A 14,265-nucleotide genomic window follows, 5' to 3' on the forward strand; every position below is an offset into this window, starting at 1 on the left:
GGCACCCCAGGTATACACCCGAGGTATACACACCGTGTATAGTGCTCGGCATGTCTATCGGCCACACCCTGCTCGGGCTCCTGGAGTCCGGCCCCCGCCACGGCTACGACCTCAAGCGGACGTTCGACGAGAAGTTCGGTCACGACCGCCCCCTGCACTACGGGCAGGTCTACTCGACCATGTCCCGGCTGCTCAAGAACGGCCTCGTCGAGGTCGACGGCGTCGAGAGCGGCGGCGGCCCCGAGCGCAAGCGGTACGCGATCACCGAGGCGGGCATCACCGATGTCGCCACCTGGCTCGCACAGCCGGAGAAGCCCGAGCCGTACCTCCAGTCGACGCTCTACACCAAGGTCGTCCTGGCTCTGCTCACCGGCCGGAGCGCCGAGGCCCTGCTGGACACCCAGCGCGCCGAGCACCTGCGCCTCATGCGCATCCTCACCGACCGCAAGCGCCAGGGCGACCTCGCCGATCAGCTGATCTGCGACCACGCGCTCTTCCACCTCGAAGCCGATCTGCGCTGGCTGGAACTGACCGCCGCCCGGCTGGACCGACTCGCCGCGGAGGTACGCGCGTGAACCCCACCGGCTCCCTGCTCAGCGCCGACAACCTGTACAAGTCGTACGGATCGACCCCCGCGCTCGACGGTGCCTCGTTCTCCATCCACCCCGGCGAGGTCGTCGCCGTGATGGGCCCGTCCGGCTCCGGCAAGTCGACCCTGCTGCACTGCCTCGCCGGGATCGTCACCCCGGACAGCGGCACGATCACCTACGCGGGCCGCGAGCTCTCCGCGATGTCCGACGCCGAACGCAGCGCCCTGCGCCGCAACGAGTTCGGCTTCGTCTTCCAGTTCGGCCAGCTCGTCCCGGAGCTGACCTGCGTGGAGAACGTCGCCCTGCCGCTCCGCCTGAGCGGCACGAAGCGCAAGGCCGCCGAAGCCACCGCCCGCCACTGGCTGGAGCGTCTGGAGGTCGACACCGTCGCCGCCAAACGCCCCGGCGAGGTCTCCGGCGGCCAGGGCCAGCGGGTCGCGGTGGCCCGTGCACTGGCCGCCTCCCCGAAGGTGATCTTCGCCGACGAGCCGACCGGCGCCCTGGACTCCCTCAACGGCGAGCGGGTCATGGAGCTGCTCACCGAGGCGGCCCGGTCCACCAATGCCGCCGTGGTCCTGGTGACCCACGAGGCCCGCGTCGCCGCCTACTCCGACCGCGACGTCACCGTGCGCGACGGCCGGGCACGCGACCTGGAGCACGCGGTATGACTCTGCTCGACCACAAGAACGTCCCGGTCGACGCGCCGCCCCGGGCCACCGGACCCACCGGCCTCGCCGCCCTGCTGCGCGACCTCGGCCTCGGTGTCCGGTTCGCCGCGTCCGGCGGACGCGAGGGCTGGATCCGCACCCTGCTGACCGCCGTCGGCGTCGGCCTCGGCGTGGCGCTGCTGCTGGTCGCCGCCTCCGTGCCGAATCTGCTCGACCACCGTTCCGCGCGCGACCAGGCCCGCTCCGAGACCAAGATCTCCGAGTCGCCCGACGCCTGGGCCGAGAAGACCGACACCTCGGTGCTCCGCATCAACGTGGAGACCGAGTACCGCGTCCGGGTCGTCGGGGGCTACCTGATGCGTGCGGACGGTACGCGTCCGGTCGTCCCGCCGGGTGTCGCGCGTTTCCCCGGCGCGAACGAGATGGTGGTCTCCCCCGCTCTGAAGAAGCTGCTCGATTCCTCGGAAGGCAGCCTCCTCAGGGAGCGGCTGTCGTACCGGATCATTGGCACGATCGCCGACTCCGGCCTGATCGCTCCGGGAGAGCTGTTCTTCTACGCGGGCAGCGACACACTGACTCCCGCCAACGGCGGCCACCGGATCGCCGGTTACGGCGACCCGGGCCCGTCCGATCCCATGTCGCCGATCCTCGTCGTGCTGACCATCATGATCTGCGTCGTCCTGCTGATGCCGGTCATGATCTTCATCGCGACGGCCGTGCGGTTCGGCGGCGAGCGGCGCGACCGCAGGCTCGCCGCGCTGCGTCTGGTCGGTGCGGACATCCGGATGACCCGTCGGATCGCGGCCGGCGAGGCGTTCTTCGGGGCGGTGCTCGGACTGCTGGCCGGCCTGGCCTTCTTCCTGGTGGGGCGTCAGTTCATGGGCTCCGTCGAGGTGTGGGACGTCAGCGCGTTCCCGGCGGACCTGGTCCCCGACGTCTGGCTGGCGGCGCTGATCGTGGTCGCGGTTCCGGTGGCGGCGGTCCTGGTCACGCTGGTCGCCCTGCGTTCGGTGGTCATCGAACCGCTCGGAGTCGTGCGCAGCGGCCGCAACCGCAGGCGCCGGATCTGGTGGCGCCTGCTGGTTCCGGTCGCGGGCCTGGCGGTGCTCGTGCTGTCCGGCAAGACGGACACCGATGTGAACCCGTATCCGGTCGCGGGCGGCTCCGTGCTCGTGCTCGTCGGGCTCGCCCTGCTGCTGCCGTGGCTGGTCCAGGCGTGCGTGAACCGGTTGCACGGCGGTCCGGTGCCCTGGCAGCTCGCCACCCGCAGGCTCCAGCTGAGCAGTGGCGCGGCCTCCCGCGCGGTCAGCGGCATCACGGTCGCGGTCGCGGGCGCCGTGGCACTGCAGATGCTGTTCGCCGCGGTGGGCGACGACTTCAAGCGGATGACGGGACAGGACCCGAGACGGGCCCAGTTCTACACGTACTCCGAGACCGTCACCGGCGACGCTGCCACGCGGACCATCAAGAAGTTCCGGGCCACCGAGGGGGTGACCGGGGTCATCGGCATGGTCGAGACGTACGTCGTCAAACCCGGCAAGTACAAGGGCGACGACGTCCAGCCCACCACCTCGCTGACCGTCGGCGACTGCGCGACCGTGCGCGAGATCGCCCGGATCGGCTCCTGCAAGGAGGGCGATGTCTTTGTCGTCCACCCCCGGGACAAGGAAACGGCCGAGTGGACGGACCGGACGGCCCGCAAGGGCAAGCCGGTCGAGCTCAACTACTTGGTGGGGGAACCCGGCGAGAAGTCGAAGCTGTGGACCCTGCCCGCCGACGCCCGGACCGTTCCGGCCCGCCCCGATCCGATGGGCCAGGAACACTTCGGCATCGTGGCCACGGTCGGCGCGATCGACCCGACCACCCTGCCGCACGCCCAGACCAACGCGCAGATCCGGGTGGACCGGAGCGTCGAGGACGTCTCCGAGTACGTACGGAACACGGCGGCCGAGCTCGACCCGGGGATGCGCATCGTCGCCGTGAACTCGGTGGTCCGCGACCGGCAGTACGCCAGCGTGCAGAGGGGTCTCCAGGTCGGCGGGACCGCGACGCTGCTGCTGATCGCCGCCGCGATGCTGGTCTCGCAGCTGGAGCAGTTGCGGGAGCGCAAGCGCCTGCTGTCCGTCCTGGTCGCCTTCGGCACCCGGCGGACCACGCTCGGCTGGTCGGTGCTCTGGCAGACCGCCGTTCCCGTCCTCATCGGACTGGCGGTCGCTGTCGCCGGGGGTCTCGGCCTGGGGGCCGTGATGGTCCGCATGATCGGCAAGAAGGTGTCCGACTGGTGGCTGTTCCTGCCGATGGCGGGGGCGGGCGCGGCGCTGATCGCGCTGGTCACCCTGGTGTCGCTGCCACCGCTGTGGCGCATGATGCGTCCGGACGGACTGCGCACGGAGTGACGTCGCCGTAGCCGCGAGGGGTGCGGTCCCCGCAACCGGGGACCGCACCCCTTTCCCGCGCCCTACCTGCCCGTCGTCACCCGCACCGGCAGTGTCTCCATCGCCTCCCGCAGCGCCACCGCGAACTCCTCGAACTCCTCGTGCCGTGCCGCGCCCGTCCGCATCCCCAGCGCGATCCGCCGCGACGGTGCGGGTTCCGCGAAGTACCCGGTGGCCAACGCGTCGTTGCGGCCGGTCTCCACCGTCACCGCGGTACGCGGCAACAGCGTCACCCCGAGCCCGCCGGCGACCAGCTGCACCAGCGTGGAGAGCCCGGCCGCGGTCGTGGTGACCGGCGCCCCCTCCGTGCGCCCCGCCTCCCGGCATATGTCGAGCGCCTGGTCGCGCAGGCAGTGCCCCTCGTCGAGCAGCAGCAGCGGCAGTTCGCGCAGCGCCTCGCGCGGGATGTCGGCGCGCCCGCCCAGCCAGTGGTCCCGCTCCATGACGAGCACGAAGTCCTCGTCGAACAGCGGGAGTTCGGTCATGCCCGGCACCCCGAGCGGCACGGCGAGCAGCAGCAGGTCCAGCCTGCCCGCGGCCAGCCCCTCCAGCAGCGAGGAGGTCTGCTCCTCGTGCACCTGGAGGTCGAGTTCGGGATAGCGGCCGTGGACCAGCCGCAGCACGGTAGGCAGCAGATACGGGGCGACGGTCGGGATCACCCCGAGTCTGAGCACTCCGGTGAACGGCGCCCGGACCGCCTCGGCCTCCTCCATCAGCTCGCCGACGGCCTCCAGCACCACCCGGGCCCGGACCGCGAGCCGCTCCCCGGCCGGCGAGAGCAGTACCTTGCGCGTCGTACGCTCGATGAGCTGGACACCCAGTGCCTCCTCCAGCGCCGACACGGCCCCGGAGAGCGCCGGCTGACTCATCCCGATCGCCGCCGCCGCATCCCTGAAGTGCAGATGTTCAGCGACGGCCGCGAAGGCACGCAGCTGCGACAGACTGGGCTGTTTGATTCGATTGCCCTGATTGCTCTGCGCCACTGATAGGCACCTCCGATCATCACGACCGAGTGTAGCTATTTCCGCTATCAATGCACTCTGTGCCAAGGTGGATCTCGTCCAACCCTCAGGAACTCCCGCAAAAGGGAATTCCAACCCTGCAAGGAGAGCGCGTGCTCACTGTCGGTGACAAGTTCCCCGAGTTCGACCTGACTGCTTGTGTTTCGCTGGAGAGCGGCAAGGAGTTCGAGCAGATCAACCACAAGACCTACGAGGGCAAGTGGAAGATCGTCTTCGCGTGGCCGAAGGACTTCACCTTCGTGTGCCCCACCGAGATCGCCGCCTTCGGCAAGCTGAACGACGAGTTCGCCGACCGTGACGCCCAGATCCTCGGCTTCTCCGGTGACTCCGAGTTCGTGCACCACGCCTGGCGCAAGGACCACCCGGACCTGACCGACCTGCCGTTCCCGATGATGGCCGACTCGAAGCACGAGCTCATGCGTGACCTCGGCATCGAGGGCGAGGACGGCTTCGCGCAGCGCGCCGTCTTCATCGTCGACCAGAACAACGAGATCCAGTTCACGATGGTGACCGCCGGTTCCGTGGGCCGTAACCCCAAGGAGGTCCTGCGGGTCCTGGACGCCCTGCAGACCGACGAGCTGTGCCCGTGCAACTGGACCAAGGGCGAGAACACCCTCGACCCGGTCGCGCTCCTCGCGGGCGAGTGAGCTGACAGCGACATGGCACTCGACGAACTGAAGGCCGCCGTCCCGGACTTCGCCAAGGACCTGAAGCTGAACCTCGGTTCGGTCATCGGTAACAGCGACCTCCCGCAGCAGCAGCTGTGGGGCACCGTCCTCGCGTGCGCGATCGCCTCGCGCTCGCCGAAGGTGCTGCGCGAGCTGGAGCCGGAGGCGAAGGCCAACCTCTCCGCGCAGGCGTACACCGCGGCGAAGTCCGCCGCCGCCGTCATGGCGATGAACAACGTCTTCTACCGGACCCGGCACCTGCTGTCGGACCCCGAGTACGGGACGCTGCGCGCGGGGCTGCGGATGAATGTCATCGGCAACCCGGGCGTGGAGAAGACCGACTTCGAACTGTGGTCGCTCGCCGTCTCCGCCATCAACGGCTGCGGCCAGTGCCTGGACTCCCACGAGCAGGTGCTGCGCAAGGCCGGCGTGGACCGTGAGACCATTCAGGAAGCCGTCAAGATCGCCTCGGTGATCCAGGCGGTCGGCGTGACCCTCGAAGCCGAGGCCGTGCTCGCCGAGTAGGACCAGCGGTACCCCTTGCACGAGAAGGGCCCCGAGGACGACCGACCGTCCCCGGGGCCCTTCTTCTCATCCGTCCGGCGTCACTTGCCGGGCCCGTCCTCGGTGCCGCGGTCCCCGACGGCCTCGTCGTCGCCGTGGTCGATGTCCTCGGGCGGCGAGCCGGGCGCGGGGGTCGGCGCGACGCCGAGCGCGGTCGCCCCGTGCGGGGCCGGCGCGTGCCGCAGGGCCTCCTCCTGTCCGTACGCCCGCAGATAGCCGACCACCGTATTGGTGACCGCCACCAGCGGCACCGCGACGACCGCTCCGCCGATGCCCGCGATCATGCCGCCCGCGGCGACGGAGAGGACGACGGCGAGCGGATGCACCCGTACCGCGCGTCCCAGGATGAACGGCTGCAGCACATGCCCCTCGATCTGCTGCACCGCGAGCACCACGACCAGCACCATCAGCGCGGTGAACACGCCCTCGGTGACCAGCGCGACGACCACCGCGAGCGCTCCGGAGACCACCGCGCCGATCAGCGGGATGAAGGCGAAGAGGAAGATGAACACGGCGAGCGGCACCGCCATCGGCACTTTGAGGAACCAGATTCCGAGCCCGATGAAGATGGCGTCGATCAGCGCCACCAGGACCGTGCCCCGCACATAGGCGGTCAGGGTCCGCCAGGCGCGTGGCCCGGCGCCCGCGACACCCGGCCGGGCCTGGGCGGGCACCAGCTTCAGCACCCAGTGCCAGATCCGCTTCCCGTCGTACAGCAGGAAGAGCGTCGAGAACATCGCCAGCAGCATCCCGGTGAGGAACTCCACCATCACGGTGACGCCCTGGAGTCCGGCGGAGGTTATCTGCTCGGTGTTGGTGCCGATGGTGTCGCTGAGGTTCTTCGCGACATCGTTGATCTGCTGCTCGGTGACATGGAACGGGCTGTCGAGCAGCCAGTTCTTCAGGTCGTCGATACCCGTCCGCACCTTGTCGGAGAGGGTGTCGATGTTGTCCATCACCTGCCAGACGACGAACCAGCCGACCAGCCCGATGATGACGAAGCCCAGAATCGCGGTGACGGCGGTGGCCAGTCCGCGCGGCAGACCGTACTGCCGCAGCCGGGCGACGGTCGGCTGCAGCATCGCGGTGACGAGCAGCGCGGCGACGAAGGCCAGAACCACCAGCTGGACGGCGCTGATGACCCGCATCATCACCCAGAGCGTGCCCGCCAGGACGAGCAGCCGCCAGCCCGCCTCGGCCGCGACCCGCATGCCCCAGGGGATCGCCGCGACCGGATCGGGCCGGGCGGCCACGGAGGGGGCGTACGCGGGCGGCGGCGGCACATGCTCGGCCACGGCCTCACGCCGGGGCGCCTCGGCCGGTACGGGCCCGGCGGGGACAGCGGCGGGCACCGGCGGCACGGTCGGCACGACCTCGTCCGCCTCGGCCTCGGCCCGGCGCCGCTCCAGACGCTCGCCCAGCTCGGTCAGTTCGGCGCCCAGCCGGCCGAGCCACCCCGGAAGTTTCGACATGATCGTTCCTCTTCCCCCGCTCTCGCTCCCCACCGCTCCCCCGGCGAGCCGTCCGGACCGACCGTACACGCGCGAAGCCCCTCACTGTAGGACAGCGAGGGGCTTCGCAAGGTTGAGACCGAGGCCTCGGAAGTTCTAGTACCAGTGGTTGGCCTGCCAGAAGGACCAGGCACCGCACGGGCTGCCATAGCTGGCATTCATGTAGCTGAGGCCCCACTTGATCTGCGTGGCCGGGTTGGTCTGCCAGTCGGCGCCGGCGGAGGACATCTTCGAGCCGGGCAGCGCCTGGACGAGGCCGTAGGCACCGGAGGACGGATTGGTCGCCCGGTAGTTCCAGGTGGACTCGTGGTTCACGATGTTGCTGAAGCACTGGAACTGGTCGGCGGGAACCATCTGCCGTGCCATCGCCTGGACTTCGGCCACGGAGTACGAGCCCTGCGTGGCGAAGGAGGAGGCGCTGCGGACCGAGGAGCGGCTGGCGCGCTCGGCTGCGTCCCTTTCCTTCTTCTCCTTGCGCTCCTGCTCCAGCTTGTCCTCGGCCGCCGCCTTCTTCGACTTGGCGTCCTTGGCAGCCTGGATGCGGGCCGCTTCCTCCACGGACTTCTTCGCCGCAGCGTCGGCCGCGGACGCCTGGGCGTCGGCCTGCTGCGTCAGCGAGGCGGTCTGCACCTGGGCCTGCTGGCCCGCGGGGATGTCTGCGAGCAGCGTGGTGTCGGCTGCGGTCGCCTCGAAGTTGTTGTCGTCGACAGCGGGAGTGCTGCCCGAAGCAACGCCTACGACGGCGCCAACGGTGGTTACGGCAGTGGCGGATGCCACTGCGAACCCCCGGACCGAGATCCGGCTCACACGGTGTCCTTCCAGCATCGCCCGCTTAGGTGACCTCGCGGACGCAATCGTGCCCCTGGCGCTGGCCTCCCTACTGCCTGGGTCACGGGAGGCACGGGCCCGGTGGGCAACTCCCCGGAGGGAGTGCCGCGTGGTGCTCGCGGGCGGCATACGGACGTCGGCTGTTGAGTTGTGTGGTGCGTGGCACCTCTGGAGGTGCGGGTGTGCCGTATGCGGGGCCTGACGGAAGCAAGACTCTGCCGGAACGTGACACCGGGAAGCAATTCTCCGTTGCGTGTGAAAGCTCACACCTCGTTTGGAGCAAGTGATTTACGGAAATGCCACCGCAGCACGATGCCGCCCGGCTAAGCTACTGCGCTCGCCGGGCGGCACCAACTGTCGTATCCCGTATCAGATCTGGCCTTCCTCCAGCATTTCGGTCACCAGCGCGGCGATCTGCGAACGCTCGGAGCGGGTGAGCGTGACGTGCGCGAAGAGCGGATGGCCCTTCAGCTTCTCGACCACGGCGACGACCCCGTCGTACCGGCCGACCCTGAGGTTGTCCCGCTGGGCCACGTCATGCGTGAGCACCACCCGGGAATTCGACCCGATCCGGGACAAGACGGTCAGCAGTACGTTCCGTTCGAGCGACTGCGCCTCGTCGACGATCACGAAGGAGTCGTGGAGCGAGCGGCCACGGATGTGGGTGAGCGGCAGGATCTCCAGCATGCCGCGCCCCAGCACCTCCTCGATCACCTCGCGCCCGGCGACCGCCGAGAGCGTGTCGAAGACGGCCTGCGCCCAGGGGCTCATCTTCTCGGCCTCGGTGCCGGGGAGATAGCCGAGCTCCTGTCCACCGACCGCGTACAGCGGACGGAAGACCATGACCTTCTGGTGCTGCCTGCGCTCCAGGACGGCTTCGAGACCGGCGCAGAGCGCCAGCGCCGACTTGCCGGTGCCGGCCCGGCCGCCCAGCGACACGATGCCGACGTCCTGATCGAGGAGCAGATCGAGGGCGATGCGCTGTTCGGCACTGCGGCCGTGGATGCCGAAGGCCTCCCGGTCGCCGCGCACCAGGCGCACATTTCCCTCGGCGGTGACCCGGCCGAGCGCCTTGCCGCGCTCGGACCGCAGGACCAGTCCGGTGTGCACGGGCAGCTCGGCGGCTTCGGGAACGTACAGCGTCTCCTCGCCGTAGAGCAGATCCACCTGCTCCGCCCCGAGGGGCAGTTCCGTCATACCCGTCCAGCCGGAGTCCGTGATGGCGAGTTCCGCGCGGTACTCCTCGGCGAGGAGGCCGACCGAGGACGCCTTGATGCGCAGCGGCAGGTCCTTGGAGACGACCGTGACGTCGTACCCCTCGGCCTGGAGGTTGCGCGCGACCGCGAGGATCCGTGAGTCGTTGTCCCCCAGCCGGTAGCCGGCGGGCAGTACGCCGGGGTCCGAGTGGTTGAGTTCGACGCGCAGCGTCCCGCCCAGATCCCCGAGCGGGATCGGGGCGTCCAGCCGGCCGTACCGGGTCCGGAATGTGTCCAGCAGGCGCAGGGCCTGCCGGGCGAAGTACCCCAGCTCCGGGTGGTGCCGTTTGGCCTCCAGTTCCGTGACCACGACGATCGGGAGCACGACTTCGTGCTCGTCGAAGCGGGCCAGGGCGTTCGGATCGGCCAGCAGGACGCTGGTGTCGAGAACATAGGTGCGCCTGTCGGACATGCGGCGCTTCGTGCTGGTCACCACGGAAGGACGTACCCCCTCGGACGAGGTTGGGGTGCGACGGCGTCGCGGAGCATCCCAATGGGAGAGGACGGACCGGGCTGCGACCCAGATGCACGGGCCGAGCACCGGCCCTCCGCGTCGGCCGCACTGTGTGTACGGTCCTTCGTGTGCAAAGGGCCTCCCGGGCGAGCGGACTCCATGCCGCTCACTTGGACACGACGTCCGCCTGGTTGGTGACCGGACATCGACCTGTCAGGGGTATTCCCTCGAACACGCGAAGCCATGCCGCCCGGGGCGGGCGGGGTGAGCGGGGCCGGTGCGTCCGGGCACGTCAGCACGGGCGCACCGCCGCAGCGGTCCTGCCGGGGACGTTGCTCCCTCCGGGAGACGGGAGCCCCGGGAACAGGCGGTGTCAGCCGCCGTAGCGGCGGTGCCGGGCCGCGTAGTCGCGCAGGGCCCGCAGGAAGTCGACGCGGCGGAAGGCCGGCCAGAAGACCTCGCAGAAGTAGTACTCGGAGTGCGCGCTCTGCCAGAGCATGAAGCCGGACAGCCGCTGCTCACCGCTGGTGCGGATGACCAGATCCGGGTCGGGCTGGCCCCGGGTGTAGAGGTGCTCGGAGATCAGATCGGTGGAGACGATCTCCGCCAGGTCCTCGAAGGACGTCCCCTTGGCGGAGTGGTCCAGCAGCAGCGAACGGACCGCGTCCGCGATCTCCTGGCGCCCGCCGTAGCCGACGGCGACGTTGACCAGTATCCCGTCGACCCCCAGCGTGGCCTGCTCGGCCTCCTTGAGGACGGTCTGGGTGTGGGCGGGCAGGAGATCGAGCGTGCCGACGTGATGGACCCGCCAGCGCCCGTCCGCCGCGAGGTCGCGCACGGTGTTCTCGATGATGCCGAGGAGCGGGGTCAGCTCGGACTCGGGCCGGTCGAAGTTGTCGGTGGAGAGCAGCCAGAGTGTGACGACCTCCACATCGGTCTCGCTGCACCAGCCGAGCAGCTCCTGGATCTTGTCCGCGCCGGCCTGGTGTCCCTGCGCGGCCGTGCCGCCGGACGCCTTCGCCCAGCGCCGGTTGCCGTCGAGGATGACGCCGATGTGCTTGGGCACCTGGGTGTGGTCGAGGCGCGCCTCGACCCGGCGTGCGTAGAGCCCGTACACCAGGTCGCGCAAGTTCACTGAGTTCACCTCTCGGTTCTGTGCGGGCCCGCCCGCCCCGATGCCCCGGGGCCGGGTCGTCCCCCTGGGGATCGCCGCACGACTCCACGGAGTCCATCGCCCCGCCGTGTCGCGGCGGTCCCCGAAGCCGCCACATTACTGCGCAGGCGGCACACCGGCCCAACCCGGCCTGTCACAAGTCCGTGATAAGGAGAGAAACGTGACTGATTCTCCTCTCTTCTACCGCGCAGCCGGTTCGCGCTACGACTCCATGGAATACCGCCGCACCGGCCGCAGCGGTCTCAAGCTCCCGGCCGTCTCCCTCGGCCTCTGGCACAACTTCGGCGACGACCGCACGCTGGACTCCCAGCGGGCGATCCTGCGCCGCGCCTTCGATCTCGGGGTGACCCACTTCGATCTGGCCAACAATTACGGGCCGCCGCCCGGCTCCGCCGAGCTCAACTTCGGCAAGATGTTCCGGCAGGACTTCGCCCCGTACCGGGACGAGCTGATCATCTCGACCAAGGCCGGCTACGAGATGCACCCCGGCCCGTACGGCGAGTGGGGCTCCCGTAAATATCTGCTGTCGTCGCTGGACGCCTCGCTGGAGCGGATGGGGCTCGACCACGTCGACATCTTCTACTCCCACCGTTTCGACCCGGACACCCCGCTGGAGGAGACGATGGGGGCGCTGGCCTCCGCCGTGCAGCAGGGCAAGGCGTTGTACGTGGGTGTGTCCTCGTACAACGCGGAGCAGACGGCCGAGGCGGCCCGGCTGCTCAGGGAGATGGGCGTCCCCGCGCTGATCCATCAGCCGTCCTACTCGATGATCAACCGCTGGATCGAGGACGACGGGCTGCTCGACACTCTGGAGACGGCCGGTATGGGCTGCATCTCCTTCGTGCCGCTCGCGCAGGGCCTGCTCACGAACAAGTACCTGACGGGCATCCCGGAGGGTTCGCGGGCCACCCAGGGCAAGTCCCTGGATCCCGGTCTGCTCTCCGACGAGGTGGTGCGCCGGCTGAACGGGCTGAACGACATCGCCCGGCGGCGCGGCCAGTCGCTCGCCCAGCTGGCACTCAACTGGGTGCTGCGGGATCGCCGGATGACATCGGCGCTGATCGGCGCGTCGAGCGTGCGGCAGCTGGAGGAGAACGTCGCGTCGCTCTCGGGGCAGCCGTTGTCCGACGAGGAGCTGAAGGAGATCGACACCTTCGCCGTGGACACCGCGGGCACCAACATCTGGGCCGGACGGAGCTGACGGGGGCGGTCCTCGCGGGCCGGTCGGCGGGGCTCAGAGCCTGTCGGGTGCAGCCGATCCGTCGTCGACACGCGGTCCGCCCGGGGCGGCGCCGCCCGGCCACAAAAAACGGGCCGGTCCGTGGGGGGGGGATACGGACCGGCCCGAGGGGGGGTTCCACCATAACCCTTCGTAAGTGATGCTGCGCGCCACGCCACTCCACAATCACTCTCCGAATTCACCGGACTCCGCTGCGAGACAGTGTCCGGTTGACGCCTCAGTGGCCGCCGACCGGTTTCACACGGCCGGTGTGGTCCTGCGGCCCTCCGCGATCCCGGCCAGGCCCGCCTCGACCTTCTTCACCTCCGCCTCGCCCCTGGCCCGGTCGGCCGGGGACAGTTCCGCGGTGGACTGGAAGGCGTGGTTCTCCCGGTGGTGCGGCGCTCCGTCGCCGGCACCGGGTTCGACATAGGGGGAGGCCGCGGCGGGCGGACCGCTGCTCCCCGCACCGGGTCCGGCTTCCCCGGCCCGCTGTGTGCCGCAGCCGGCGAGGGCGGGCGTCAGGGCGAGCACCGCCACGGTGGCGAGAGCCCTGGCCGTATGTCTCGCAGAGGTCATGCGCCGAATATGGGACAGACCCTGGCCTGATGGACCACTAGTTTCCGGAGCATGACGACACGAACCGCGATCGTGACCTGGGCCGGGGCGAACGCCCGTCGCCTGGAACGCCAGGGGCTCGCCTCTCCGACACGTCTCGCCCCGGCCGATGTGGTCGGCGCGCTGCCGGCCGCGCACGCCCAGGTGCTGTCGGCGGCCGAGCTCTCCGTGGGGCTGCGGACGGCCGGTGTGACCCGCACCGATGTGCGCGAGGCGCTGTGGACACAGCGCACCCTGGTCAAGACGCACGGCCCGCGCGGTACCGTCCATCTGCTGCCGATGGCCGAACTGCCCTTGTGGACGGGCGCGCTGTCCGCCGTACCGACCGGACGCAGTCCGTTCCCCCCGGATGTCCGGATGACCCCGGAGCGGACCGAGGCCGTGATCGAAGCGATCGCGGACGCGCTGACCGGTAGGGAACTGACCGTCGACGAGCTCTCGGAGGCGGTGGTGGAGCGTACCGGGGCGTGGGCCGGGGACCGGGTGATGCCCGCGTTCCAGGACATGTGGCCGCGCTGGCGGCAGGTGACGCACCTCGCGGCTCATCGCGGAGCGCTGTGCTTCGCACCGGATCGCGGGCGCAGGGTCACCTACACCCGTCCGGATGTCGTCCCGCTCGACGGCCCGGAGGCGCTCGCCGGGCTGGTGCGCCGCTATCTGCACGCGTACGGTCCGGCCACGCCCCAGCACTTCGCGAAGTGGCTGGCTGCGCCCGGTCGTTGGGCCGCGGACCTGTTCGCGGGAATGGCCGCACGCGGGGAGATCGAGGAGGTGCGTTACGAAGGGGGGCCGGCCTGGCTGGTGGCGGGCGACACCGACTTTCCGTCGGAACCGGTGCGCGGGGTGCGGCTGCTCCCTTACTTCGACGCGTATCTCATCGCGTCCCAGCCTCGCGAGAAGCTCTACCCCGGCGCGGCCCACGGCCGCGCGCTGGCGGGTGGTCAGGCGGGGAACTTCCCGGTGCTGCTGGTCGACGGGATCGCGGCCGGGGTCTGGCACCAGCGCCGGTCGGGGCGGCGGATCGCCGTGACGGTGGAGCCGCTGTCACCGCTGACGGGCGGGCAGCTGCGGCAGTTGGAGGAGCAGGTGGCCCGCGTCGGCGACGTGCTGGAGGGGAAGGCGGAACTGACGGTGGGAAAGGTGACGGTGGGAGCGCACGCATAGCGTCCGCCGGTGCTGGTGCTGTAACCGGAAAGGTTCACCGGCTCGGGTTCCCCGGCCCGGCCGGTCGCCGTTCCGTCCCACGGTCCGAGGGGCG

Annotated in this window: 13 protein-coding genes; 7 read left to right on the forward strand and 6 right to left on the reverse strand. The window is 70.1% G+C overall.

Going from position 1 to position 14,265, the window contains the following annotated elements:
• Positions 1-50 precede the first annotated feature (50 nt).
• The 3 genes from ACIOHC_RS37625 to ACIOHC_RS37635 are packed head-to-tail and all read left to right on the forward strand — an operon-like array spanning position 51 to position 3,654.
• Positions 51-575 (forward strand): PadR family transcriptional regulator, encoded by a 525-nt coding sequence (locus tag ACIOHC_RS37625; protein WP_093896792.1) that lies wholly within the window; start codon positions 51-53, stop codon positions 573-575.
• On the forward strand, positions 572-1,258 hold the full coding sequence (locus ACIOHC_RS37630; RefSeq protein ID WP_351085493.1) for an ABC transporter ATP-binding protein: 687 nt from the start codon (positions 572-574) through the stop codon (positions 1,256-1,258). Before ACIOHC_RS37625 ends, ACIOHC_RS37630 begins: the two co-directional genes overlap by 4 nt.
• Complete coding sequence (locus ACIOHC_RS37635; RefSeq protein ID WP_401846062.1) at positions 1,255-3,654, forward strand: FtsX-like permease family protein; 2,400 nt, start codon at positions 1,255-1,257, stop codon at positions 3,652-3,654. Before ACIOHC_RS37630 ends, ACIOHC_RS37635 begins: the two co-directional genes overlap by 4 nt.
• 62 nt (positions 3,655-3,716) lie before the next feature.
• On the opposite strand, the gene ACIOHC_RS37640 is transcribed toward ACIOHC_RS37635, so the two are convergent.
• Positions 3,717-4,676, reverse strand: a complete 960-nt coding sequence (locus ACIOHC_RS37640) for a hydrogen peroxide-inducible genes activator (protein WP_351085489.1) — start codon at positions 4,674-4,676, stop codon at positions 3,717-3,719.
• A gap of 131 nt (positions 4,677-4,807) precedes the next feature.
• Here ACIOHC_RS37640 and ACIOHC_RS37645 point away from each other — a divergent pair, with 131 nt between their 5' ends.
• Positions 4,808-5,362, forward strand: a complete 555-nt coding sequence (locus ACIOHC_RS37645; protein WP_189542777.1) for a peroxiredoxin — start codon at positions 4,808-4,810, stop codon at positions 5,360-5,362.
• 12 nt (positions 5,363-5,374) lie between these two features.
• Entirely contained in the window at positions 5,375-5,908 is a 534-nt protein-coding gene (locus tag ACIOHC_RS37650; protein ID WP_351085487.1) for an alkyl hydroperoxide reductase, read from the forward strand.
• 80 nt (positions 5,909-5,988) lie between these two features.
• On the opposite strand, the gene ACIOHC_RS37655 is transcribed toward ACIOHC_RS37650, so the two are convergent.
• The 4 genes from ACIOHC_RS37655 to ACIOHC_RS37670 all read right to left on the reverse strand — a co-directional run bounded on the left by ACIOHC_RS37655 (position 5,989) and on the right by ACIOHC_RS37670 (position 11,131).
• The gene (locus ACIOHC_RS37655; RefSeq protein WP_351085485.1) at positions 5,989-7,419 is read right to left on the reverse strand and encodes an AI-2E family transporter; all 1,431 of its coding nucleotides are present in this window, start codon (positions 7,417-7,419) and stop codon (positions 5,989-5,991) included.
• 135 nt (positions 7,420-7,554) lie between these two features.
• A complete protein-coding gene (locus ACIOHC_RS37660) occupies positions 7,555-8,265 on the reverse strand; it encodes a transglycosylase SLT domain-containing protein (protein WP_351085483.1) in 711 nt (236 codons plus the stop codon).
• Between the two features lie 390 nt (positions 8,266-8,655).
• Positions 8,656-9,978: a PhoH family protein gene (locus ACIOHC_RS37665; RefSeq protein WP_351085481.1), complete on the reverse strand. Its 1,323-nt coding sequence runs from the start codon at positions 9,976-9,978 to the stop codon at positions 8,656-8,658.
• A gap of 391 nt (positions 9,979-10,369) precedes the next feature.
• Positions 10,370-11,131 carry an isoprenyl transferase gene (locus tag ACIOHC_RS37670; protein WP_351085479.1) on the reverse strand — a complete coding sequence of 254 codons (762 nt, stop codon included), beginning with the start codon at positions 11,129-11,131 and terminating at the stop codon, positions 10,370-10,372.
• A gap of 199 nt (positions 11,132-11,330) precedes the next feature.
• On the opposite strand from ACIOHC_RS37670, the gene mgrA reads away from it, so the two are divergent.
• Entirely contained in the window at positions 11,331-12,371 is a 1,041-nt protein-coding gene (gene mgrA, locus ACIOHC_RS37675) for an L-glyceraldehyde 3-phosphate reductase (RefSeq protein ID WP_389637825.1), read from the forward strand.
• Between the two features lie 276 nt (positions 12,372-12,647).
• Here mgrA and ACIOHC_RS37680 read toward each other — a convergent pair whose 3' ends face one another.
• Positions 12,648-12,968 (reverse strand): hypothetical protein, encoded by a 321-nt coding sequence (locus tag ACIOHC_RS37680; protein WP_351085475.1) that lies wholly within the window; start codon positions 12,966-12,968, stop codon positions 12,648-12,650.
• 51 nt (positions 12,969-13,019) lie between these two features.
• On the opposite strand from ACIOHC_RS37680, the gene ACIOHC_RS37685 reads away from it, so the two are divergent.
• Entirely contained in the window at positions 13,020-14,171 is a 1,152-nt protein-coding gene (locus ACIOHC_RS37685; protein WP_389637823.1) for a winged helix DNA-binding domain-containing protein, read from the forward strand.
• The last annotated feature ends 94 nt before the right edge of the window (positions 14,172-14,265 follow it).

Origin of the sequence: Streptomyces sp. NPDC088252, from assembly GCF_044740965.1 — a bacterium.
Lineage (GTDB): Bacteria > Actinomycetota > Actinomycetes > Streptomycetales > Streptomycetaceae > Streptomyces.

Bases quoted from the DNA above. Each gene is read 5' to 3' on its own strand.
- ACIOHC_RS37655 (WP_351085485.1), bottom strand. From the start codon at position 7,419: ATGTCGAAACTTCCGGGGTGGCTCGGCCGGCTGGGCGCCGAACTGACC.
- ACIOHC_RS37685 (WP_389637823.1), top strand. From the start codon at position 13,020: ATGACGACACGAACCGCGATCGTGACCTGGGCCGGGGCGAACGCCCGT.
- ACIOHC_RS37635 (WP_401846062.1), top strand. From the start codon at position 1,255: ATGACTCTGCTCGACCACAAGAACGTCCCGGTCGACGCGCCGCCCCGG.
- ACIOHC_RS37625 (WP_093896792.1), top strand. From the start codon at position 51: ATGTCTATCGGCCACACCCTGCTCGGGCTCCTGGAGTCCGGCCCCCGC.
- ACIOHC_RS37650 (WP_351085487.1), top strand. From the start codon at position 5,375: ATGGCACTCGACGAACTGAAGGCCGCCGTCCCGGACTTCGCCAAGGAC.
- ACIOHC_RS37680 (WP_351085475.1), bottom strand. From the start codon at position 12,968: ATGACCTCTGCGAGACATACGGCCAGGGCTCTCGCCACCGTGGCGGTG.